At 55.5% G+C, this 23,237-nt stretch carries 14 protein-coding genes and 1 pseudogene; all 15 read left to right on the top strand.

What is annotated here, in order from left to right; all coding sequences use genetic code 11:
* Positions 1-23: 23 nt before the first annotated feature.
* The 15 genes and pseudogenes from irp1 (at position 24) to LPQ25_RS08815 (ending at position 23,237) form a co-directional block, all read left to right on the top strand.
* On the top strand, positions 24-9,515 hold the full coding sequence (gene irp1 / locus LPQ25_RS08885) for a yersiniabactin polyketide synthase HMWP1 (RefSeq protein ID WP_234599510.1): 9,492 nt from the start codon (positions 24-26) through the stop codon (positions 9,513-9,515).
* The gene (gene ybtU, locus LPQ25_RS08880; protein WP_000982853.1) at positions 9,512-10,612 is read left to right on the top strand and encodes a yersiniabactin biosynthesis oxidoreductase YbtU; all 1,101 of its coding nucleotides are present in this window, start codon (positions 9,512-9,514) and stop codon (positions 10,610-10,612) included. Before irp1 ends, ybtU begins: the two co-directional genes overlap by 4 nt.
* Positions 10,609-11,412 carry a yersiniabactin biosynthesis thioesterase YbtT gene (gene ybtT / locus LPQ25_RS08875; RefSeq protein WP_004175339.1) on the top strand — a complete coding sequence of 268 codons (804 nt, stop codon included), beginning with the start codon at positions 10,609-10,611 and terminating at the stop codon, positions 11,410-11,412. The genes ybtU and ybtT overlap by 4 nt, the downstream gene beginning before the upstream one ends.
* Positions 11,413-11,415: 3 nt before the next feature.
* Complete coding sequence (ybtE, locus tag LPQ25_RS08870) at positions 11,416-12,993, top strand: yersiniabactin biosynthesis salycil-AMP ligase YbtE (protein WP_014907267.1); 1,578 nt, start codon at positions 11,416-11,418, stop codon at positions 12,991-12,993.
* A gap of 130 nt (positions 12,994-13,123) precedes the next feature.
* Positions 13,124-15,145: a siderophore yersiniabactin receptor FyuA gene (gene fyuA, locus LPQ25_RS08865; RefSeq protein WP_000784549.1), complete on the top strand. Its 2,022-nt coding sequence runs from the start codon at positions 13,124-13,126 to the stop codon at positions 15,143-15,145.
* 871 nt (positions 15,146-16,016) lie between these two features.
* Positions 16,017-16,943 carry a hypothetical protein gene (locus LPQ25_RS08860; RefSeq protein ID WP_064756778.1) on the top strand — a complete coding sequence of 309 codons (927 nt, stop codon included), beginning with the start codon at positions 16,017-16,019 and terminating at the stop codon, positions 16,941-16,943.
* Between the two features lie 139 nt (positions 16,944-17,082).
* Entirely contained in the window at positions 17,083-17,268 is a 186-nt protein-coding gene (locus LPQ25_RS08855; RefSeq protein WP_000205185.1) for an AlpA family transcriptional regulator, read from the top strand.
* A gap of 21 nt (positions 17,269-17,289) precedes the next feature.
* On the top strand, positions 17,290-17,472 hold the full coding sequence (locus LPQ25_RS08850; protein ID WP_001513329.1) for a hypothetical protein: 183 nt from the start codon (positions 17,290-17,292) through the stop codon (positions 17,470-17,472).
* On the top strand, positions 17,457-18,038 hold the full coding sequence (locus LPQ25_RS08845) for a DUF2857 domain-containing protein (RefSeq protein WP_000937857.1): 582 nt from the start codon (positions 17,457-17,459) through the stop codon (positions 18,036-18,038). Before LPQ25_RS08850 ends, LPQ25_RS08845 begins: the two co-directional genes overlap by 16 nt.
* Positions 18,028-18,237, top strand: a complete 210-nt coding sequence (locus tag LPQ25_RS08840) for a TraR/DksA family transcriptional regulator (protein WP_001112403.1) — start codon at positions 18,028-18,030, stop codon at positions 18,235-18,237. The genes LPQ25_RS08845 and LPQ25_RS08840 overlap by 11 nt, the downstream gene beginning before the upstream one ends.
* A gap of 221 nt (positions 18,238-18,458) precedes the next feature.
* Positions 18,459-18,608, top strand: a pseudogene (locus LPQ25_RS08835) (Hha/YmoA family nucleoid-associated regulatory protein); the annotation flags it as partial.
* A gap of 568 nt (positions 18,609-19,176) precedes the next feature.
* A complete protein-coding gene (locus tag LPQ25_RS08830) occupies positions 19,177-19,410 on the top strand; it encodes a hypothetical protein (RefSeq protein WP_001231171.1) in 234 nt (77 codons plus the stop codon).
* A 72-nt stretch (positions 19,411-19,482) separates the two neighbouring features.
* Positions 19,483-20,193 (top strand): lytic transglycosylase domain-containing protein, encoded by a 711-nt coding sequence (locus tag LPQ25_RS08825; RefSeq protein WP_001593436.1) that lies wholly within the window; start codon positions 19,483-19,485, stop codon positions 20,191-20,193.
* On the top strand, positions 20,193-20,486 hold the full coding sequence (locus LPQ25_RS08820; RefSeq protein WP_000600171.1) for a TrbC/VirB2 family protein: 294 nt from the start codon (positions 20,193-20,195) through the stop codon (positions 20,484-20,486). Before LPQ25_RS08825 ends, LPQ25_RS08820 begins: the two co-directional genes overlap by 1 nt.
* A gap of 12 nt (positions 20,487-20,498) precedes the next feature.
* Entirely contained in the window at positions 20,499-23,237 is a 2,739-nt protein-coding gene (locus tag LPQ25_RS08815; protein WP_001096398.1) for a VirB4 family type IV secretion/conjugal transfer ATPase, read from the top strand.

Below are 23,237 nucleotides of genomic sequence, written 5' to 3'. Positions count from 1 at the left end.
AATCTTAGGAAACGGGACCGATTATGGATAACTTGCGCTTCTCTTCTGCGCCGACAGCAGATTCCATTGATGCATCGATCGCTCAACACTACCCGGACTGCGAACCTGTCGCGGTTATCGGCTACGCCTGCCATTTTCCTGAATCGCCGGATGGCGAAACGTTCTGGCAAAATCTGCTGGAAGGTCGTGAATGCAGCCGACGCTTTACGCGCGAAGAGCTTCTGGCCGTCGGTCTGGATGCCGCCATCATTGACGATCCTCATTATGTCAATATCGGTACGGTGTTAGACAACGCCGACTGCTTCGACGCCACCCTGTTTGGCTATTCGCGACAGGAAGCGGAGTCGATGGACCCGCAGCAGCGCCTATTTTTGCAGGCGGTCTGGCATGCGCTGGAACATGCCGGTTATCCCCCCGGCGCCGTCCCCCATAAGACCGGCGTTTTCGCCTCTTCCCGGATGAGTACCTACCCCGGTCGCGAAGCATTGAACGTGACAGAAGTCGCGCAGGTAAAAGGTCTGCAATCTCTGATGGGCAATGATAAAGACTATATTGCCACCCGCGCCGCGTACAAACTCAACCTGCACGGCCCGGCGTTATCGGTACAGACCGCCTGCTCCAGCTCGCTGGTTGCCGTGCATCTGGCCTGTGAAAGCCTGCGCGCAGGCGAATCCGATATGGCGGTTGCCGGCGGCGTGGCGCTCTCTTTCCCCCAGCAGGCAGGCTACCGCTACCAGCCCGGAATGATTTTCTCTCCTGATGGTCACTGTCGTCCCTTTGACGCCTCGGCTGAGGGCACCTGGGCCGGTAACGGTCTCGGCTGCGTGGTGCTGCGTCGCCTGAGAGACGCGCTGCTGTCAGGCGATCCGATTATCTCGGTGATCCTCTCCAGCGCGGTCAACAACGACGGCAACAGAAAGGTCGGCTATACCGCCCCTTCCGTCGCAGGGCAACAGGCAGTCATCGAAGAGGCGTTAATGCTGGCGGCCATCGACGACAGGCAGGTAGGTTACATTGAAACCCACGGCACCGGCACACCGCTGGGCGACGCGATTGAAATTGAAGCGTTACGCAACGTCTATGCGCCTCGCCCGCAGGATCAGCGCTGTGCGCTCGGTTCCGTGAAAAGTAACATGGGCCATCTGGATACCGCGGCGGGCATTGCCGGACTGCTGAAAACCGTTCTGGCAGTCAGTCGCGGGCAAATTCCTCCCTTACTGAATTTTCACACCCCCAACCCGGCGCTGAAACTTGAAGAGAGCCCCTTTACCATACCGGTGTCGGCACAGGCATGGCAGGACGAAATGCGCTATGCGGGCGTCTCCTCCTTTGGTATTGGCGGCACCAACTGCCATATGATCGTCGCCTCGCTGCCCGACGCGCTCAACGCGCGCCTCCCCAATACGGATAGCGGCAGAAAAAGTACCGCGCTGCTGCTCAGCGCCGCCAGCGACAGCGCGTTGCGGCGGCTGGCGACGGATTATGCCGGGGCGCTGAGAGAGAATGCGGATGCCAGCTCTCTGGCCTTCACAGCCCTGCACGCGCGCCGTCTCGATCTCCCCTTCCGCCTGGCGGCGCCATTAAACCGTGAAACCGCCGAGGCGCTCAGCGCCTGGGCCGGTGAGAAATCGGGGGCGCTGGTTTACAGCGGCCACGGCGCCAGCGGCAAGCAGGTGTGGCTGTTTACCGGCCAGGGCTCGCACTGGCGCACTATGGGTCAAACGATGTACCAGCACTCAACGGCGTTTGCCGACACGCTGGATCGCTGTTTTTCCGCCTGTAGCGAAATGCTCACGCCGTCACTGCGCGAAGCGATGTTTAACCCCGATTCGGCGCAACTGGACAATATGGCCTGGGCGCAGCCGGCGATTGTCGCGTTTGAAATCGCGATGGCGGCGCACTGGCGTGCTGAAGGACTGAAGCCAGACTTCGCCATTGGGCATTCCGTCGGTGAATTTGCCGCTGCTGTTGTCTGCGGACACTATACGATTGAACAGGTCATGCCACTGGTTTGTCGGCGCGGCGCGCTAATGCAGCAGTGCGCAAGCGGCGCGATGGTGGCGGTATTTGCAGACGAAGACACGCTGATGCCGCTGGCTCGCCAGTTTGAGCTGGATCTCGCCGCCAATAACGGTACGCAACATACGGTATTTTCCGGGCCGGAAGCCCGTCTCGCAGTATTTTGCGCCACGCTCTCGCAGCATGACATTAACTATCGTCGCCTGAGCGTAACCGGTGCGGCGCACTCCGCTTTACTGGAGCCGATACTCGATCGGTTCCAGGACGCCTGCGCGGGACTGCACGCGGAGCCGGGGCAAATACCGATTATTTCCACGCTCACCGCCGACGTCATTGATGAGTCAACGCTCAACCAGGCGGATTACTGGCGCCGACACATGCGCCAGCCGGTGCGTTTTATCCAGAGTATTCAGATAGCGCATCAGCTCGGCGCCCGCGTTTTTCTGGAGATGGGGCCCGATGCCCAGTTGGTTGCTTGCGGGCAGCGCGAATACCGCGATAACGCATACTGGATAGCCAGCGCCCGGCGTAACAAAGAGGCGGGCGATGTCCTCAATCAGGCCCTGCTCCAGCTTTACGCTGCCGGCGTCGCCCTACCGTGGGCCGACCTGCTGGCGGGCGATGGACAACGTATCGCTGCGCCATGTTATCCGTTTGATACTGAGCGTTACTGGAAAGAGCGCGTCTCCCCGGCCTGCGAGCCTGCCGACGCAGCGCTGTCTGCCGGGCTGGAGGTGGCGAGTCGCGCTGCGACAGCGCTCGATCTCCCCCGCCTGGAAGCGCTTAAACAGTGCGCCACGCGCCTGCACGCCATCTACGTCGATCAACTGGTACAACGCTGTACCGGCGATGCCATTGAAAACGGCGTGGACGCCATGACCATCATGCGCCGTGGACGTCTGCTGCCCCGCTACCAGCAGCTACTCCAGCGCCTGCTGAATAACTGCGTGGTCGACGGCGATTACCGCTGCACCGACGGGCGATACGCTCGCGCCCGCCCCATTGAACATCAACAGCGGGAATCGCTGCTGACGGAACTTGCCGGTTATTGTGAAGGTTTTCAGGCTATTCCCGACACCATCGCCCGTGCCGGCGATCGGTTATATGACATGATGAGCGGCGCGGAAGAACCAGTGGCGATTATCTTCCCGCAAAGCGCCTCCGACGGCGTGGAGGTGCTGTATCAGGAATTCAGCTTTGGCCGCTATTTCAACCAAATCGCCGCCGGGGTATTACGCGGCATTGTCCAGACGCGTCAGCCCCGCCAGTCGTTGCGTATTCTTGAAGTTGGCGGCGGAACCGGCGGCACCACCGCGTGGCTGCTGCCGGAACTCAACGGCGTTCCGGCACTGGAGTACCATTTCACCGATATCTCGGCGCTGTTCACCCGCCGCGCCCAGCAGAAATTCGCCGACTATGATTTTGTGAAGTATAGCGAGCTGGATCTCGAAAAAGAGGCGCAGTCTCAGGGTTTCCAGGCACAGTCTTACGATCTTATCGTGGCGGCGAACGTGATTCACGCCACCCGCCATATTGGCCGCACGCTCGATAATCTGCGCCCCCTGCTCAAGCCGGGCGGGCGCCTGCTGATGCGCGAAATCACCCAGCCAATGCGTCTGTTTGACTTCGTTTTCGGCCCGCTGGTTCTTCCGCTACAGGATCTCGACGCCCGCGAAGGTGAGTTATTCCTCACCACCGCTCAGTGGCAGCAACAGTGCCGCCACGCCGGATTCAGCAAAGTGGCGTGGCTACCGCAGGATGGCAGCCCGACCGCCGGGATGAGCGAACATATCATTCTCGCCACGCTGCCCGGTCAGGCGGTTAGCGCCGTAACATTCACCGCGCCATCAGAACCCGTGTTGGGGCAGGCGCTGACGGATAACGGTGATTATCTCGCCGACTGGTCTGATTGCGCAGGTCAGCCCGAACGGTTTAACGCCCGCTGGCAGGAGGCCTGGCGTCTGCTCTCACAGCGTCATGGCGACGCTCTGCCTGTGGAACCGCCCCCCGTCGCCGCCCCGGAGTGGCTGGAGGAGGTTCGCTTAAGCTGGCAAAACGAAGCCTTTTCCCGCGGTCAGATGCGCGTTGAAGCCCGTCATCCTGATGGCGAGTGGCTGCCGCTATCGCCCGCCGCGCCTCTTCCTGCGCCGCAGACGCATTATCAATGGCGCTGGACGCCCCTCAGCATCGCCAGCGTTGACCATCCGCTTACCTTCAGCTTCAGCGCCGGTACGCTTGCGCGCAGCGACGAGCTGGCGCAATACGGCATCATTCACGATCCGCACGCCTCTTCGCGACTGATGATTGTTGAGGAGAGCGAGGATACGCTGGCCTTAGCGGAGAAAGTGATAGCAGCGCTCACCGCCAGCGCAGCCGGATTGATTGTGGTTACTCGCCGCGCGTGGCGAGTCGAGGAAAATGAGGCACTCTCTGCGTCCCATCACGCGCTATGGGCCTTGCTTCGCGTCGCGGCCAACGAACAGCCGGAACGGTTGCTTGCCGCCATCGATCTCGCCGAAAACACCCCGTGGGAAACGCTGCATCAAGGGTTAAGCGCAGTCTCACAATCACAGCGCTGGCTTGCCGCGCGGGGTAACACCCTCTGGCTCCCTTCACTGGCGCCCAATACGGGATGCGCCGCCGAATTACCGGCAAACGTGTTTACCGGCGATAACCGCTGGCATCTGGTGACCGGAGCGTTTGGCGGATTAGGCCGCCTTGCCGTGAACTGGCTCAGAGAAAAAGGGGCGCGACGCATCGCCCTGCTGGCGCCGCGCGTGGATGAGTCATGGCTACGCGATGCGGAGGGCGGGCAGACGCGCGTCTGCCGTTGTGATGTGGGCGATGCCGGGCAACTGGCCACGGTTCTTGACGATCTGGCGGCCAACGGCGGCATTGCCGGAGCGATTCATGCCGCTGGCGTATTGGCTGACGCGCCCTTGCTGGAGCTTGACGACCACCAGCTGGCCACCGTTTTCGCGGTAAAAGCGCAGGCGGCAAGCCAGCTGTTGCAAACCCTGCGCAACCACGACGGACGCTATCTTATTCTCTACTCTTCCGCTGCCGCCACCCTCGGCGCGCCGGGTCAGAGCGCCCATGCGCTGGCCTGCGGCTACCTGGACGGGCTGGCCCAGCAGTTTTCCACCCTTGATGCGCCGAAAACGCTCTCTGTCGCCTGGGGCGCATGGGGAGAAAGCGGTCGGGCGGCCACGCCGGAAATGCTGGCGACGCTCGCCAGCCGTGGTATGGGCGCGTTAAGCGATGCCGAAGGCTGCTGGCACCTGGAACAGGCGGTGATGCGCGGCGCCCCGTGGCGACTGGCGATGCGCGTTTTTACCGACAAAATGCCCCCGTTACAACAGGCTCTGTTTAACATCAGCGCCACAGAAAAAGCCGCAACGCCTGTCATTCCTCCTGCTGATGACAACGCCTTTAACGGCAGCCTGAGCGATGAAACGGCGGTGATGGCATGGCTGAAAAAGCGGATTGCGGTTCAGCTAAGGCTGAGCGATCCGGCGTCACTGCGTCCAAACCAGGATCTGTTGCAACTCGGCATGGACTCGCTGCTCTTCCTTGAACTCAGTAGCGATATTCAGCACTACCTGGGCGTACGCATCAATGCGGAACGGGCGTGGCAGGATCTGTCTCCTCATGGACTCACGCAGCTTATCTGTTCTAAGCCAGAGACGACGCCTGCCGCTTCGCAGCCGGAAGTGTTGCAGCACGACGCCGACGAGCGTTATGCGCCCTTCCCTTTGACGCCCATTCAGCACGCCTACTGGCTGGGGCGAACCCACCTCATTGGCTATGGCGGCGTCGCCTGTCACGTTCTGTTTGAGTGGGATAAACGCCACGATGAGTTCGATCTCGCCATACTGGAGAACGCATGGAACCAGCTTATCGCACGCCACGACATGTTGCGCATGGTGGTTGATGCCGACGGGCAGCAGCGAGTCCTGGCGACAACGCCGGAGTATCACATCCAGCGCGACGATCTGCGCGCGCTTTCCCCGGAAGAACAGCGCATCGCGCTGGAAAAACGGCGGCATGAACTGAGCTATCGCGTTTTGCCTGCCGACCAGTGGCCTCTTTTTGAGCTGGTGGTCAGCGAAATCGACGATTGCCATTACCGCCTGCACATGAACCTCGACCTTTTGCAGTTCGATGTGCAGAGTTTTAAAGTCATGATGGACGATCTGGCGCAGGTCTGGCGCGGTGAAACGCTGGCGCCGCTCGCTATCACCTTCCGTGATTATGTAATGGCTGAACAGGCGCGCCGACAGACATCGGCATGGCACGATGCCTGGGATTACTGGCAGGAAAAACTGCCGCAATTGCCTTTAGCGCCAGAGCTGCCGGTGGTTGAAACACCCCCGGAAACGCCACACTTCACCACCTTCAAATCGACGATCGGCAAGACAGAATGGCAGGCCGTGAAACAGCGCTGGCAGCAGCAAGGCGTCACACCGTCTGCCGCGCTGCTCACGCTGTTTGCCGCCACCCTTGAGCGCTGGAGCCGCACCACGGCATTTACGCTGAACCTGACGTTCTTCAATCGCCAGCCGATCCATCCGCAAATCAACCAGTTGATTGGTGATTTTACCTCCGTCACGCTGGTTGATTTTAACTTCTCAGCGCCGGTGACGTTGCAAGAGCAGATGCAACAGACCCAACAGCGCCTCTGGCAAAACATGGCGCACAGTGAAATGAACGGTGTTGAGGTGATCCGTGAGCTGGGCCGCCTGCGCGGGTCACAACGTCAACCGCTAATGCCGGTGGTGTTTACCAGTATGCTGGGGATGACGCTGGAAGGCATGACTATCGATCAGGCGATGAGCCATCTGTTCGGCGAACCCTGCTATGTGTTCACGCAAACGCCGCAGGTCTGGCTGGATCATCAGGTCATGGAGAGCGACGGCGAGTTGATGTTTAGCTGGTACTGCATGGACAACGTGCTGGAACCCGGCGCTGCCGAGGCGATGTTTAATGACTATTGCGCCATCCTGCAAGCCGTCATCGCCGCCCCTGAAAGCCTGAAGACTCTCGCCAGCGGCATCGCCGGGCACATTCCCCGTCGACGCTGGCCGCTGAACGCGCAGGCGGACTACGACCTGCGGGATATTGAGCAGGCGACGCTCGAATACCCCGGCATCCGGCAGGCCAGAGCGGAAATAACCGAACAGGGCGCGTTGACGCTGGATATCGTAATGGCCGACGATCCGTCGCCATCAGCGGCGACGCCTGATGAGCACGAACTCACCCAACTGGCGCTGCCGTTGCCTGAGCAGGCGCAGCTTGATGAGCTGGAGGCGACCTGGCGCTGGCTGGAGGCGCGTGCGCTACAGGGGATCGCGGCTACGCTAAATCGTCACGGCCTGTTTACCACGCCGGAGATCGCCCATCGCTTTAGCGCAATAGTACAGGCGCTGTCCGCGCAAGCGTCTCACCAGCGTCTGCTGCGCCAGTGGCTACAGTGTCTGACGGAAAGAGAGTGGTTAATCCGCGAGGGTGAAAGCTGGCGCTGCCGCGTTCCGCTCAGCGAGATTCCTGAGCCTCAGGAAGCGTGCCCGCCAAGCCAATGGAGCCAGGCGCTGGCGCAGTATCTGGAAACCTGCATCGCCCGGCACGACGCCCTCTTCTCCGGGCAGTGTTCTCCGCTGGAATTGCTGTTCAACGAGCAGCATCGCGTGACTGACGCGCTGTATCGCGACAACCCCGCCAGCGCCTGTCTGAATCGCTATACCGCGCAGATTGCCGCCTTGTGCGGCGCAGAACGGATTCTGGAGGTTGGCGCCGGAACCGCAGCCACTACCGCGCCGGTGCTGAAGGCCACGCGGAACACGCGACAGTCGTACCACTTCACGGACGTCTCCGCGCAGTTCCTCAATGACGCCAGAGCCCGTTTCCATGATGAATCGCGGGTGTCTTATGCCTTGTTCGACATCAACCAGCCGCTGGATTTCACCGCCCACCCGGAGGCGGGTTACGACCTGATCGTTGCCGTCAATGTGCTCCACGACGCCAGCCATGTCGTCCAGACGTTGCGCAGATTAAAACTGTTGCTGAAAGCCGGCGGACGTTTGCTGATCGTTGAAGCGACGGAGCGAAACAGCGTATTCCAGCTGGCGAGCGTGGGCTTTATTGAGGGATTAAGCGGATACCGCGATTTCCGCCGCCGGGATGAGAAACCGATGCTCACCCGCTCCGCATGGCAGGAGGTTCTCGTTCAGGCCGGGTTTGCAAACGAGCTGGCGTGGCCCGCGCAGGAATCGTCGCCGCTGCGCCAGCATCTGCTGGTGGCGCGTTCGCCTGGCGTAAATCGCCCGGATAAAAAAGCCGTGAGCCGCTATTTACAGCAGCGCTTTGGCACCGGTCTGCCCATTTTACAGATCCGGCAAAGAGAAGCGTTATTTACGCCGCTGCATGCCCCGTCTGATACGCCGACTGAGCCAGCCAAACCCACGCCAGTTGCCGGGGGGAATCCGGCGCTGGAAAAACAGGTGGCTGAACTCTGGCAATCGCTGCTGTCTCGCCCCGTGGCAAGGCATCACGACTTTTTCGAACTGGGCGGCGACAGCCTGATGGCGACAAGGATGGTCGCGCAGCTAAACCGGAGAGGGATTGCCAGGGCTAACCTTCAGGATCTGTTCAGCCATTCGACGCTGAGCGACTTCTGCGCCCATCTACAGGCGGCTACGTCAGGAGAGGACAACCCGATACCCCTTTGCCAGGGCGACGGTGAGGAAACCCTGTTTGTCTTCCACGCTTCAGACGGCGATATCAGCGCCTGGCTGCCGCTCGCCAGCGCGTTGAACAGGCGCGTTTTCGGCCTGCAAGCAAAATCGCCGCAGCGCTTTGCCACGCTCGACCAGATGATCGATGAGTATGTCGGGTGCATCCGTCGTCAGCAGCCTCACGGCCCTTATGTGCTGGCGGGTTGGTCGTATGGCGCGTTTCTTGCGGCGGGCGCCGCACAGCGCCTGTACGCCAAAGGCGAGCAGGTTCGGATGGTGTTAATCGATCCCGTGTGCCGACAGGATTTCTGTTGCGAAAACCGGGCGGCCCTGCTGCGCCTGTTAGCCGAAGGACAAACGCCTCTGGCACTGCCCGAACATTTCGACCAGCAGACGCCCGACAGCCAGCTTGCCGACTTTATCAGCCTCGCTAAAACGGCCGGTATGGTGTCGCAAAACCTGACGCTGCAAGCGGCAGAAACGTGGCTCGACAACATCGCGCATCTGCTGCGTTTACTGACTGAGCATACGCCGGGCGAAAGCGTTCCGGTCCCCTGTCTCATGGTGTATGCCGCCGGGAGACCCGCGCGCTGGACGCCAGCAGAAACCGAGTGGCAGGGCTGGATAAACAACGCCGACGACGCTGTGATTGAAGCCAGCCACTGGCAAATCATGATGGAAGCCCCCCACGTTCAGGCTTGTGCGCAACACATTACGCGCTGGCTTTGCGCAACCTCAATGCAACCGGAGAACACGTTATGATGCCGTCCGCCTCCCCAAAACAACGCGTACTGATTGTGGGCGCCAAATTTGGCGAAATGTACCTGAATGCCTTTATGCAGCCCCCGGAGGGGCTGGAACTGGTCGGCCTGCTGGCGCAGGGAAGCGCCCGTTCAAGAGAGCTGGCTCATGCGTTTGGCATTCCGCTGTATACCTCGCCGGAACAGATAACCAAGATGCCGGATATCGCCTGTATTGTCGTGCGTTCGACCGTCGCCGGAGGAACCGGTACGCAGCTTGCCAGACACTTTCTGACGCGCGGCGTACACGTCATTCAGGAGCATCCCCTCCACCCGGATGACATCAGTTCCTTACAAACGCTGGCGCAGGAACAGGGCTGCTGCTATTGGGTAAACACGTTTTATCCGCATACGCGCGCGGGACGCACATGGCTTCGCGATGCTCAGCAGCTGCGTCGCTGCCTGGCTAAGACGCCGCCGGTAGTCCACGCCACCACCAGCCGACAGTTGCTCTACTCCACTCTGGATTTGTTGTTGCTGGCTCTGGGCGTTGATGCCGCCGCCGTGGAGTGCGACGTGGTTGGCAGCTTTAGCGATTTTCACTGTCTGAGACTCTTCTGGCCGGAGGGAGAAGCCTGCCTGCTGCTTCAGCGCTATCTCGATCCTGACGATCCAGATATGCATAGCCTTATCATGCACCGCCTGCTGCTGGGCTGGCCGGAAGGTCATCTTTCGCTGGAGGCGAGCTACGGCCCCGTCATCTGGTCATCCAGCCTGTTTGTCGCAGACCATCAGGAGAACGCCCACAGCCTCTACCGCAGACCGGAGATCCTGCGCGATCTGCCGGGTCTGACGCGCAGCGCGGCGCCCCTGAGCTGGCGCGACTGCTGCGAAACCGTCGGGCCGGAGGGCGTCAGCTGGTTGCTACACCAGTTGCGCAGCCATCTGGCGGGCGAACATCCACCAGCGGCCTGCCAAAGCGTACATCAGATCGCGTTATCACGTTTATGGCAGCAGATTTTACGTAAGACCGGCAATGCGGAGATCAGACGCCTGACACCGCCGCACCACGACCGGTTAGCCGGTTTCTACAACGATGATGATAAGGAGGCGCTGTGACGCAATCTGCAATATGCATCCCGCTGTGGCCCGCCCGGAACGGCAATACTGCGCATCTGGTCATGTGCCCTTTCGCTGGCGGCAGCAGTAGCGCGTTTCGCCACTGGCAAGCTGAGCAACTGGCTGATTGCGCGCTTTCTCTGGTGACCTGGCCGGGGCGCGATCGCCTTCGCCATCTGGAACCGCTCAGAAGCATTACACAACTGGCGGCACTGCTGGCGAACGAGCTGGAAGCATCCGTATCGCCTGACACGCCGCTTTTACTCGCCGGGCACAGCATGGGGGCGCAGGTGGCGTTTGAAACCTGCCGACTTCTGGAGCAACGGGGGCTTGCGCCACAAGGACTGATTATTTCCGGGTGCCATGCCCCGCATCTGCATTCTGAACGCCAGCTCAGCCATCGCGATGATGCCGACTTTATCGCTGAGCTGATAGACATTGGCGGATGTTCTCCTGAACTGCGGGAAAACCAGGAATTAATGTCGCTGTTTCTTCCTCTTCTGCGCGCTGATTTTTACGCCACCGAGAGCTATCACTACGACTCGCCCGACGTCTGTCCGCCGCTGCGCACGCCTGCGCTGTTATTGTGCGGCAGCCACGATCGCGAAGCCTCCTGGCAGCAGGTCGATGCCTGGCGTCAGTGGCTGAGCCACGTTACAGGCCCGGTGGTGATTGACGGCGATCATTTCTATCCCATTCAACAAGCCCGGTCCTTTTTTACGCAGATTGTCCGCCATTTTCCCCACGCATTTTCTGCAATGACCGCGTTGCAAAAACAGCCCAGCACTTCAGAAAGGTGACGCATGAATTCTTCCTTTGAATCTCTGATTGAACAGTATCCCTTACCCATTGCCGAACAGTTGCGCCACTGGGCGGCCCGTTATGCCTCGCGAATTGCCGTCGTTGATGCAAAGGGGTCGTTAACCTACAGCGCGCTTGATGCACGGGTTGACGAACTTGCCGCAGGTCTGTCATCACTGGGTTTGCGTTCGGGGGAACATGTGATTGTGCAGCTTCCCAACGACAACGCGTTTGTTACCCTGCTGTTCGCCTTGTTAAGACTGGGCGTTATCCCCGTGCTGGCGATGCCCTCGCAACGGGCGCTGGATATCGACGCGCTGATTGAGCTGGCGCAACCCGTCGCTTACGTTATTCACGGGGAAAACCACGCAGAGCTGGCCCGACAGATGGCGCACAAACACGCCTGCTTGCGTCATGTTCTGGTCGCTGGAGAGACCGTGAGCGACGATTTTACGCCGTTCTTCTCCCTTCACGGTGAGCGACAGGCATGGCCGCAGCCTGATGTTTCCGCCACCGCGTTGTTGTTGCTCTCAGGCGGCACAACCGGCACGCCCAAACTCATCCCGCGCCGACATGCCGACTATAGCTATAACTTCAGCGCTTCTGCTGAACTGTGCGGCATCAGCCAACAGAGCGTGTATCTCGCCGTCCTCCCGGTGGCGCATAACTTTCCGCTGGCCTGCCCCGGTATTCTGGGAACGCTTGCCTGCGGCGGAAAAGTGGTGCTGACCGACAGCGCCAGCTGTGATGAGGTGATGCCTTTAATCGCGCAGGAAAGAGTGACTCACGTCGCCCTGGTTCCGGCGCTGGCGCAATTATGGGTGCAGGCCAGGGAGTGGGAAGACAGCGACCTTTCGTCGCTGCGCGTCATTCAGGCAGGCGGCGCCCGGCTCGACCCGACGCTTGCTGAGCAGGTTATCGCCACCTTTGACTGTACCCTGCAACAGGTTTTCGGTATGGCGGAAGGCCTGCTCTGTTTTACCCGGCTGGACGATCCGCATGCCACCATTCTCCACAGCCAGGGGCGCCCGTTGTCCCCTCTGGATGAAATCCGCATCGTTGATCAAGACGAGAACGACGTCGCGCCGGGCGAAACCGGGCAATTGTTAACGCGCGGCCCTTATACCATTTCGGGCTATTACCGCGCCCCTGCCCACAACGCGCAGGCCTTTACCGCGCAAGGGTTTTACCGCACAGGCGACAATGTCAGGCTGGATGAGGCGGGGAACCTGCACGTTGAGGGACGCATAAAAGAGCAGATCAACCGCGCCGGAGAAAAAATAGCCGCGGCTGAAGTGGAATCGGCACTGCTGCGTTTAGCGGAAGTGCAAGATTGCGCGGTGGTCGCCGCGCCGGACACGCTGCTTGGCGAGCGGATTTGCGCGTTTATCATCGCGCAGCAGGTGCCAACTGACTATCAGCAGTTGCGTCAACAACTGACCCGTATGGGGCTCAGCGCGTGGAAAATTCCTGACCAAATCGAGTTTCTGGACCACTGGCCGCTCACCGCCGTCGGCAAGATAGACAAAAAACGCCTGACGGCTCTCGCCGTCGACCGTTATCGCCATTCTGCCCAATAAGCGCAAACCGACCCGAAACAGGTTGAAATAAACCCGTTTCGGGTAGCACCACTATTAGAAATAGTTATCATTTTCAATTCACCATTGTCGGTATTTTTGGCGTTTCGCCGTCTTACAGGGACTCACAACAATGAAAATGACACGGCTTTATCCTCTGGCCTTGGGGGGATTATTGCTCCCCGCCATTGCTAATGCCCAGACTTCACAGCAAGACGAAAGCACGCTGGTGGTTACCGCCAGTAAACAATCTTCCCGCTCGGCATCAGCCAACAACGTCTCGTCTACTGTTGTCAGCGCGCCGGAATTAAGCGACGCCGGCGTCACCGCCAGCGACAAACTCCCCAGAGTCTTGCCCGGGCTCAATATTGAAAATAGCGGCAACATGCTTTTTTCGACGATCTCGCTACGCGGCGTCTCTTCAGCGCAGGACTTCTATAACCCCGCCGTCACCCTGTATGTCGATGGCGTCCCTCAGCTTTCCACCAACACCATCCAGGCGCTTACCGATGTGCAAAGCGTGGAGTTGCTGCGAGGCCCACAGGGAACGTTATATGGCAAAAGCGCTCAGGGCGGGATCATCAACATCGTCACCCAGCAGCCGGACAGCACGCCGCGCGGCTATATTGAAGGCGGCGTCAGTAGCCGCGACAGTTATCGAAGTAAGTTCAACCTGAGCGGCCCCATTCAGGATGGCCTGCTGTACGGCAGCGTCACCCTGTTACGCCAGGTTGATGACGGCGACATGATTAACCCCGCGACGGGAAGCGATGACTTAGGCGGCACCCGCGCCAGCATAGGGAATGTGAAACTGCGTCTGGCGCCGGACGATCAGCCCTGGGAAATGGGCTTTGCCGCCTCACGCGAATGTACCCGCGCCACCCAGGACGCCTATGTGGGATGGAATGATATTAAGGGCCGTAAGCTGTCGATCAGCGATGGTTCACCAGACCCGTACATGCGGCGCTGCACTGACAGCCAGACCCTGAGTGGGAAATACACCACCGATGACTGGGTTTTCAACCTGATCAGCGCCTGGCAGCAGCAGCATTATTCGCGCACCTTCCCTTCCGGTTCGTTAATCGTCAATATGCCTCAGCGCTGGAATCAGGATGTGCAGGAGCTGCGCGCCGCAACCCTGGGCGATGCGCGTACCGTTGATATGGTGTTTGGGCTGTACCGGCAGAACACCCGCGAGAAGTTAAATTCAGCCTACGACATGCCGACAATGCCTTATTTAAGCAGTACCGGCTATACCACCGCTGAAACGCTGGCCGCATACAGTGACCTGACCTGGCATTTAACCGATCGTTTTGATATCGGCGGCGGCGTGCGCTTCTCGCATGATAAATCCAGTACACAATATCACGGCAGCATGCTCGGCAACCCGTTTGGCGACCAGGGTAAGAGCAATGACGATCAGGTGCTCGGGCAGCTATCCGCAGGCTATATGCTGACCGATGACTGGAGAGTGTATACCCGTGTAGCCCAGGGATATAAACCTTCCGGGTACAACATCGTGCCTACTGCGGGTCTTGATGCCAAACCGTTCGTCGCCGAGAAATCCATCAACTATGAACTTGGCACCCGCTACGAAACCGCTGACGTCACGCTGCAAGCCGCGACGTTTTATACCCACACCAAAGACATGCAGCTTTACTCTGGCCCGGTCGGGATGCAGACATTAAGCAATGCGGGTAAAGCCGACGCCACCGGCGTTGAGCTTGAAGCGAAGTGGCGGTTTGCGCCAGGCTGGTCATGGGATATCAATGGCAACGTGATCCGTTCCGAATTCACCAATGACAGTGAGTTGTATCACGGTAACCGGGTGCCGTTCGTACCACGTTATGGCGCGGGAAGCAGCGTGAACGGCGTGATTGATACGCGCTATGGCGCACTGATGCCCCGACTGGCGGTTAATCTGGTCGGGCCGCATTATTTCGATGGCGACAACCAGTTGCGGCAAGGCACCTATGCCACCCTGGACAGCAGCCTGGGCTGGCAGGCGACTGAACGGATGAACATTTCCGTCTATGTCGATAACCTGTTCGACCGTCGTTACCGTACCTATGGCTACATGAACGGCAGCAGCGCCGTCGCGCAGGTCAATATGGGTCGCACCGTCGGTATCAATACGCGAATTGATTTCTTCTGATTATTGTAAAAGGGATACCGAAAAGGTATCCCTTTTACACCACTAGTTAAAACCAGTAACTCAGCAGAGTCGCAAAAAATATTAATCCATAGTGATTATTTAAACAATGAAATTGCGATTAGGACAAATAGATTTAACTTTCTCGTTCCTTTCTCTCCTTATACTAAAGAAATAATCATATCAAAATAAAAATTCACAACAGTGCAACATTAAAAACACAACCAACAAACAATCCTATATACAAGGCACATCTCCAGAATATAAAAGCACAGACAAACAACCTAAAAAAAACAACCCGAATTAATAAAACCTTTACAATTACACACCCTCAACTCAAAACAATTTCGAAAACTCAAAGATTTCATCGGCAAAAACAGTCATTAACACATCTATTTTTTTGAAATTCTGTAGAGTAAAACTGATATAAAGCATTTATCATATTAACATATCAATAAGTGCAAACTTAAAAATCAAAAGTTAGGGTTCAGTAAAACCAATTCGCCACAAAAAAACCACCCCATACATATAAATTATTTTATAGGTAAAATAGATTATATATTCTCATAGCTACCACAAACTATACTAGCCTGAACTATATTTATTCTTCTGCAATCAATGCATACATAACACAAATATCACTCAGGTACACTACTCAAACCACGCTGGGATTTTTCCTCAAGTTATAATCATCACCCCGAAAATCATTCGGCATTTACTCATTAAATAGTCACCCCATAGGCCTGTACATGTTCACTCAGAAATATACATCCTTTTCTCTGTCATAAACCCTCTGATTAATCATAAATAAATACTTGTGGCACCAATCTTTTTCCTTAACGGAACGAATTGTTGTGTAGAAGGAGATAATATTATGTCAAAAAAATATCAGCCATTGCTTATAACTCATTATATGTCAACATGGGTCACTATAACGGAAGCAGTTGAGATCACTACCAAAGCCATAAAACAAAAAATTACTCCTAGCGATATTTATCGTCATGCCTTGAGTGGCAACATCCTACTATCGGTCTATTTCCAGTCTCCTGTGATACTTAAGAAGATACAAACTTTTAATGGAATAATAAAATTCAGGCAGTTTGAGGGAGACCTACTTGATAAACTATGCATGCTTGACAGGGACGGTTTTATTTATGGTCAAAATTTAAGACTCTGTACAGAAGCCAGATATGTTTGTCCTGTGCAACAAATTATAGATACCCCCCTGATAGGCTATGAATATGTTTTGATTCAGCGCATACTGGCACGTGAACTTAAATTCCCCTCCCCAATTGTGGGGGCAAGAAAAACTAACCATGGTATTATAGTAAGATTTTCAGAGGAGCTTTTTCAAATTTTCGAAACGATGAGTTGGAAAGAACGCGTAGAAAAACAAATTTCCAGACTACCTAAAAACACAGCATTAGATGTCATAAAAAAACTAACAGAAGTGACGACCATAAAATATAATCACAATGGGTGCTTTCCTCTTTATACATTACCGCCTGATGCCTGTTTTGTTATTCGCCACACCGAAGTCGAAAGACTAATTAATTTATACAAAAAAAGGGAGAGTCATCCCATTTCACCTTCCCGTATGACAACACCGTTATCACGCCTGTTTTGGCTGGCCTGCAAGCACAATGATACTATCAGCCCACTGCTGAATCATCCCTATAAGCTCCTTTCTATTTTTGAACAATGGGCATCAGACGATGGCATCGGGGAAAAACTGGACGCTGAAACACTGAAAAATGCGCTGAAGCGTGGTTCGCCATCTTCGACATCCTTATCCGGCTAATACCATCCCCATTTGTAATGGCCGACAACCCTAAATAAGGGTTTTGCATCCCTTATTTAGGGCTCACCAGCTTTCTCTCAGGCTTCCACTGTGTTTTTTTATTCTCCGGCCACCGTTTATTTCAGTCACAGGAGGATATATGACATCTTATCAGTTACTACGCCTCAGACAGGTTGAGCAAAAAACAGGGCTGAAGCGTTCACAGATATACCTTTATATGAAAGAGGGTGCATTTCCCCGTTCAATAAAAATAGGCCCTGCTAGTGTTGCCTGGCTCGAGTCTGAGATTGACGAGTGGATCAACAAAAAGTTATCTGACCGATAAAGACGCAATGAGGAGAAGATGATGAACATTAATATCCCGGCACTCATAAACTTCGATCCTGCAGGTATAAAAAAAAGCACCTGCATGTATATTTCAGACCTGCCCGGTATTGTGCTATATGACACTATACCATTCACTGAATATTCAGCTGAATTACTGAGCACTTATTCAGTTAAGGAGTCAATTTCATGCTTCCATCCCTGAATCATATTATATTAACCGTTGCTCTTCAGGCGCTACGGGAAGGAAATATTCATCACTGCGAAACTATGGGATTCACTTACGATGAAATGAATTTGCTCGGTTGCTTATCAATAAACGATCTTATCACCCTCAGTCAGGCACCTTTACCGCTTGTCGATATTACTATCCGCCATGATGTCCTGCAAAAATTACTGGCATCATCCCACGAGGAAAACAGGCGTCAGGAACAACTGAACAGAGCTGTCAGGCTGGGGGGCTCAATCGCACTGATGAACCGTTATTTCGGGGTTGGCTCCAGAGAAACCTGTGCACGCCGCCGGTTACTCGGTGTCTCCGTTCCAAACGGGAGAACACCCATTCCGGATGAAGAAACCGATGCTGCAATCTGGCATCAGTGGCAAAAATATCGGGTCGAAAACATTGATTCCCCGGAGGCGCTGGACGCCATGATGCAGGTTACAGAAAACCTTTCATCGTGTACTGCCCCCTCGCTGACCGTTGTCTGGAACTGCATCACGCATTGCGAAAGAAAGAACACGGTAAGGAGAATACAACGTGCCAGATGAAATCGATCGCGATCAGGCGTTTAATGAACGGTGCCTAGAAGCACTGATTGAACAAAGCCGGTTAAGACCCACACCGACACCTTCCCTGCAGCACTGTCGATTTTGCGGCAAGGCTATTCCGGAAAAACGCCGTCAGACGCTGCCGGGTGTAACAACCTGTACTGACTGTCAGTCGATACTGGAGAAACGCAGACGTTAAATCTGTATGTGCGGAGGAGAATAGCTCCGCACATTTTAATATGCACCAGCCGGCTTGTTTTCAGGTTCCCGTGCCTCCATGTCATGGATGAATAACCTGCTCACATCTCCTGCTGTGGCAATCCTTTTTTACAGTCAGTACACCAGAGGTCAGACATGAACAAACCGGCAAACAAGATGGAATTCGTCAGAAAACTGCGGTAAATAAATGACGGCAGCCTGCTGGAAAAGGTTGTCGGGCATATGGAAGAAAAGCTCACAGGGAATGAGCTTGAAATGCTTTATGCCGCAGCAGATTATCGCCGCGCAGAGATTGTAATGAACCAGTACTTTGATAAGGTTCCCGGTAATGTCTGGAAATATGTCAGATAACTCTGTGTTTTTTATGCAACAGGTACAGACGGACACCACTGCGGCATGAAAACGAATTTCACCACCCGGCCCGGTAAGTATCGGCCTAAGTGGCCGGGAAACGTTTAACCAGATTAAAGACCGTCCCTTACAACAAAAGGGACTACTGTATTCCTGTCTTTCACGCCTTACACATTATTGTCGTTACCAAATTCAGCCACAGAGACAGCATACAACCCCATCTGACATATAAAGAAAGTCTTCCTCCGGATGTTTAATTTAACCTGATAATAATCAACAAATATTATTATCAGCCCGCCCGTCATCATTCATGCACACACACACCGTGCCAGTAATACGTTAATTTCACATACTTTTTTATCATTCCTTCCGGTATTTATTTTCCCGTTAAAATTTCATTACCCCTCCTGCATCCTGACCATGCTCTTTAACAATATGGAGCGGGCTGTCACACAACCATAATTCAGGGTGCCGCTGAATGTTCTCGCTGACCCGTTAAAACCGGAATGCAGGATCGGAATGTGATCGAAGAAATCATCTTCAACAATTTTAATTAAACGAGGACATTATGAGAAAGCCTGTTTATTACGCGTATGTTGCCCAGGAAAGTCATCCGGACTCTCAGGGTGAGAAAAATACCTGGTGGACAAAGGTCGGAGTCGCCTTTCCCCACCACGGTAAATCCGGTCTGAATATTGTCCTGACGCCCGGTATTGCCGTTTCCGGCAAACTGGTCCTGCTTGAGCCCCGGGAGGAAAATAATCCACCACAGAATACGGGCCCCATCGAAACCGTGTCGTAACCACCCTTAATTCTGTTCCCACAGCATGCAGTATCAGCAGACCCTGCATGTCACTTGTTTACTGAGGTCACCATGCTTTCCACCACAGCCTTTCTGGCGATAGCCATGCAGTGCGCCGCCAGCATTCATCCGTCCACGGCATTCGACGTGGCACGGGTGGAATCCGGTTTTAACCCTTATGCCATCGCTGAGATTGTCCCGAAGGCCGGCCCCTCTTTCGGCGATCAACACATTATTTCTCACCTGCCAGCCAGCCGGGGAGATGCAGAGCATATTCTCCGTCGCCTGTCAGCACAGGATCGCCGTTACTCTGTCGGGCTGATGCAAATCACCAGCACCAATTTCCGCCATTATGGTGTGTCCGCCACAGAGCTACTTGATCCCTGTACCAATCTGTCCGTCTTCGAACACATTCTCAGAGACTGCTACCGGCGCGGCGGCACGCTGAAAAGGGCGCTGAGTTGTTATTATTCCGGCAATTTCAGTACCGGGCAACAACCTGAAACGGCGTTTTCCGGAACGAGCTATATCCAGCGAATCGGTTATCCGCCGGGATCATCCCGCTATGCGGTCCCCGGAACCCGTGAGGACAAATCATCAGTTGCCGTTCCCCTGAAAACCGCCCCTGCCAGTGACTCATCCCGTCACCACGTGATCTGGCCCGGAGTCGTCGTCCGTGGCGTCCCTGCGAAACTCCGCCAAGAAAAAATCTTCATCGCACCGTTCTCCGCGCCGTCAGTGCGCCGGAGTTTCTCCCTGTCACCCCGTGAGGAGGAGGAATAATGATACTTTTCCGCAAGCTAAAAGCTGTGGTCCCCCCCGTTTCGGCCTGTACGCTGACGACTTTTTCTGCAACCCCGGCACTGGCCGACGGATTTCAGCGGGCAAATACTGTCATGCAAAAAGTGTCAACCGGGCTGCATGGTCTGGCGGCAATCACGATCACCGTGGCCGTGATCTGGATTGGCTATAAGACCCTGTGGAAAGGCGAGAGCCTGTCGCAGTGCGGCTACATCATCATTGGCGGCATTTTAATTGGCGGAGGCAGTGAAATCGGCGCTCTGCTGATGAGCTAAGAGGCTGAACATATGGCAAAGCTGCTCAAGGCAATGAAACGCCCGGCGGCGCTGTGGGGGGTGCCAATGGTGCCCCTGCTGGCTGTCACGGGTGTAACCATCATCGTTGCTATCTGGACTTCCGTCGCTCTCCTGTTCTTACTTCCTGTGCAATTTCTGGTGATGAAGTCCCTTACCAGAAATGAACCGATGCGGTTCAATCTGATTGCCGTATGGCTGAGAGCGAAGGGAAAGCCGGTAGCAAACCGTTTATTTGGCGCAACAACATTTATGCCCGTTGAGCATGATGATGTTGATATCAAGGAGTTTCTCGACGCCATGAAACTAAATCAGTGTGCCACCATCAAGAAGTACATCCCGTACTCATCGCACATTCATCAGCATGTGGTTCGTTCCCCTAAGAGCGATCTGTACTGCACCTGGGAATTGATGGGAACGCCGTTCGACTGCGAGTCTGACGAGTCGCTCCAGTTCGGGACGAACCAGTTACACGGGCTAATCCGCTCATTCGAAGGTATGCCAGTTACTTTCTATATCCATAACGACCGCAATACGTTTACCGACAATCTTCATAAAGATTCCGGCAACCCGTATGCCGATGAAGTTAGCCGTCTTTACTACGCTTCTGTCGGTCTGTTCCGGCGCAACCGCCTGTTCCTGACGGTCTGCTATCGCCCGTTTGTCAGCCTTGAAAAAGCAGAACGCAAACGGATGAAAGACAGCCAGAAACTAAAGGAGCTGGACGGTGCTTTGCTGGAAATGCTGGAAATAAAAAGCACGCTCGATACCGCGCTGTCGCGCTATGGTGCGCGACCTCTCGGTACGTTTACCGAAGGAAACGCGGTGTTTTCGTCGCAACTGGCTTTCTATGAATATCTGCTAACGCACCAGTGGCGAAAAGTGCGCGTCACCCGTACCCCGGCCTATGACGTGATGGGGGCGGCGGCGTTGTTCTTTTCGGCTGAATCCGGGCAGATAAACCACGCCAACGGTACGCAATATTTCCGGGGGCTGGAGGTTAAAGAGTTCTCCGAAGAGACCGCCACGGGGATGATGGACTCCCTTCTTTACGCCCCCTGCGATTACGTGATCACGCAGTCCTATACCTGCATGTCACGCGAGGAAGCGAAGAAAGCCATTAAGCGTACCCGTCGCCTTTTGATGAGTGCCGACGACGATGCTGTTTCCCAGCGGCTGGATCTGGATGTGGCGCTTGACCTGCTGACATCGGGGAAAATCGCTTACGGCAAGCACCATTTTTCCATCATGGTGTATTCCCCGTCGCTGGAAAGCCTGGTTGCTGATACGAATGAAATCAGTAACGCGCTGAACAACATAGGGATAACGCCTGTTCCGGCAGAAATATCGCTTTCAGCGGCGTATATGGCGCAACTGCCAGGCAACTACAACCTGAGGCCACGTAAAGGGGAGCTGAGTAGCCAGAACTTTGTGGAGCTGGCCGCGCTCCATAATTTCTATCCGGGCAAGCGCGATAAAGCCCCCTGGGGGGATGCGATGGCTTTACTGCGCACCCCGTCAGGCGATGGCTACTATATCAACCTGCATAACACACTGGCAGATAAGGACGAATTCAACGAGAAGAACCCGGCCAGTACCTGCATCCTCGGTACGAACGGTTCGGGTAAAACCATGTTGATGACGTTCTTTGAGATCATGCAGCAGAAATACGGGCGCGAGGATAGCTTCTCCCCGGATGCCAAAACCAAACGGCTGACAACCGTTTACCTCGATAAAGACCGGGGCGCAGAGATGAACATCCGGGCGCTGGGTGGCCGTTACTATCGGGTTATCAGTGGTGAGTCTACAGGGTGGAACCCGTTCTCGTTGCCAGCAACCAAACGCAATATCAATTTCATCAAGCAACTGATGAAAATCCTTTGTACCCGTAACGGCTCGACGATCTCCCCACGCGATGAACGACGTCTGAGTGATGCGGTCAATGCTGTGATGAATGACGAGCCGCAATATCGCGTCTACGGCATTACCCGAATGCTGGAAAATTTGCCTGAGCCGGCTACGAAAGAAGCCCAGGAAAACGGCCTTAGCATTCGGTTGTCACAGTGGGCGCAGGGCGGTGAGTTCGGCTGGGTGTTTGATAACGAGTCTGACACGTTCGATATCAGCAACTGCGATAACTTCGGCATCGACGGAACGGAGTTCCTGGACGATGCAAGCGTATGTGCGCCAATCTCGTTTTATCTGCTGTACCGCATTACCAGCCTGCTTGACGGGCGACGCCTGGTCATTTTCATGGATGAATTCTGGAAGTGGTTACGCGACCCGGTGTTTAAGGACTTTGCTTATAACAAGCTGAAAACCATCCGTAAGCTGAACGGGATGCTGGTCGTCGGTACTCAATCCCCGGCAGAGATCATCAAAGATGATATCGCCCCGGCAGTGATTGAGCAGTGCGGGACACAGATTCTGGCGGCGAACCCCAACGCCGACCGCGCACACTATGTTGACGGTATGAAGTTTGAACCGGAAGTGTTCGACGTGGTGAAAGGGCTTGACCCGCAAGCCCGCCAGTATGTTGTGGTGAAAAATCAGTTCAAGCGCGGCGATACCAAACGTTTTGCCGCTCGTGTCACGCTCGACCTGTCGGGTATCGGCAGATACACCAAAGTCATGAGCGGCGATGCCCCCAACCTCGAAATATTCGAATCGATTTACCGGGAAGGAATGCAGCCTCATGAATGGCTCGATACCTACCTGGCTAAAGCGCTCTGA

The sequence above is a fragment of the Klebsiella sp. KPN54798 genome (genome assembly GCF_021184225.1).
In the GTDB taxonomy this organism is placed as follows: domain Bacteria; phylum Pseudomonadota; class Gammaproteobacteria; order Enterobacterales; family Enterobacteriaceae; genus Klebsiella; species Klebsiella pneumoniae.
The sequence above is the reverse complement of the archived record's forward strand: the minus strand, read 5'-3'. Positions and strand labels throughout refer to the sequence as shown.

Coding starts and splice junctions, on each gene's coding strand:
- irp1 (WP_234599510.1), top strand. CDS start 24: ATGGATAACTTGCGCTTCTCTTCTGCGCCGACAGCAGATTCCATTGAT.
- LPQ25_RS08825 (WP_001593436.1), top strand. CDS start 19,483: ATGCTTTCCACCACAGCCTTTCTGGCGATAGCCATGCAGTGCGCCGCC.
- LPQ25_RS08855 (WP_000205185.1), top strand. CDS start 17,083: ATGACATCTTATCAGTTACTACGCCTCAGACAGGTTGAGCAAAAAACA.
- fyuA (WP_000784549.1), top strand. CDS start 13,124: ATGAAAATGACACGGCTTTATCCTCTGGCCTTGGGGGGATTATTGCTC.
- LPQ25_RS08850 (WP_001513329.1), top strand. CDS start 17,290: ATGAACATTAATATCCCGGCACTCATAAACTTCGATCCTGCAGGTATA.
- LPQ25_RS08820 (WP_000600171.1), top strand. CDS start 20,193: ATGATACTTTTCCGCAAGCTAAAAGCTGTGGTCCCCCCCGTTTCGGCC.
- ybtU (WP_000982853.1), top strand. CDS start 9,512: ATGATGCCGTCCGCCTCCCCAAAACAACGCGTACTGATTGTGGGCGCC.
- ybtE (WP_014907267.1), top strand. CDS start 11,416: ATGAATTCTTCCTTTGAATCTCTGATTGAACAGTATCCCTTACCCATT.
- LPQ25_RS08830 (WP_001231171.1), top strand. CDS start 19,177: ATGAGAAAGCCTGTTTATTACGCGTATGTTGCCCAGGAAAGTCATCCG.
- LPQ25_RS08860 (WP_064756778.1), top strand. CDS start 16,017: ATGTCAAAAAAATATCAGCCATTGCTTATAACTCATTATATGTCAACA.
- LPQ25_RS08845 (WP_000937857.1), top strand. CDS start 17,457: ATGCTTCCATCCCTGAATCATATTATATTAACCGTTGCTCTTCAGGCG.
- LPQ25_RS08815 (WP_001096398.1), top strand. CDS start 20,499: ATGGCAAAGCTGCTCAAGGCAATGAAACGCCCGGCGGCGCTGTGGGGG.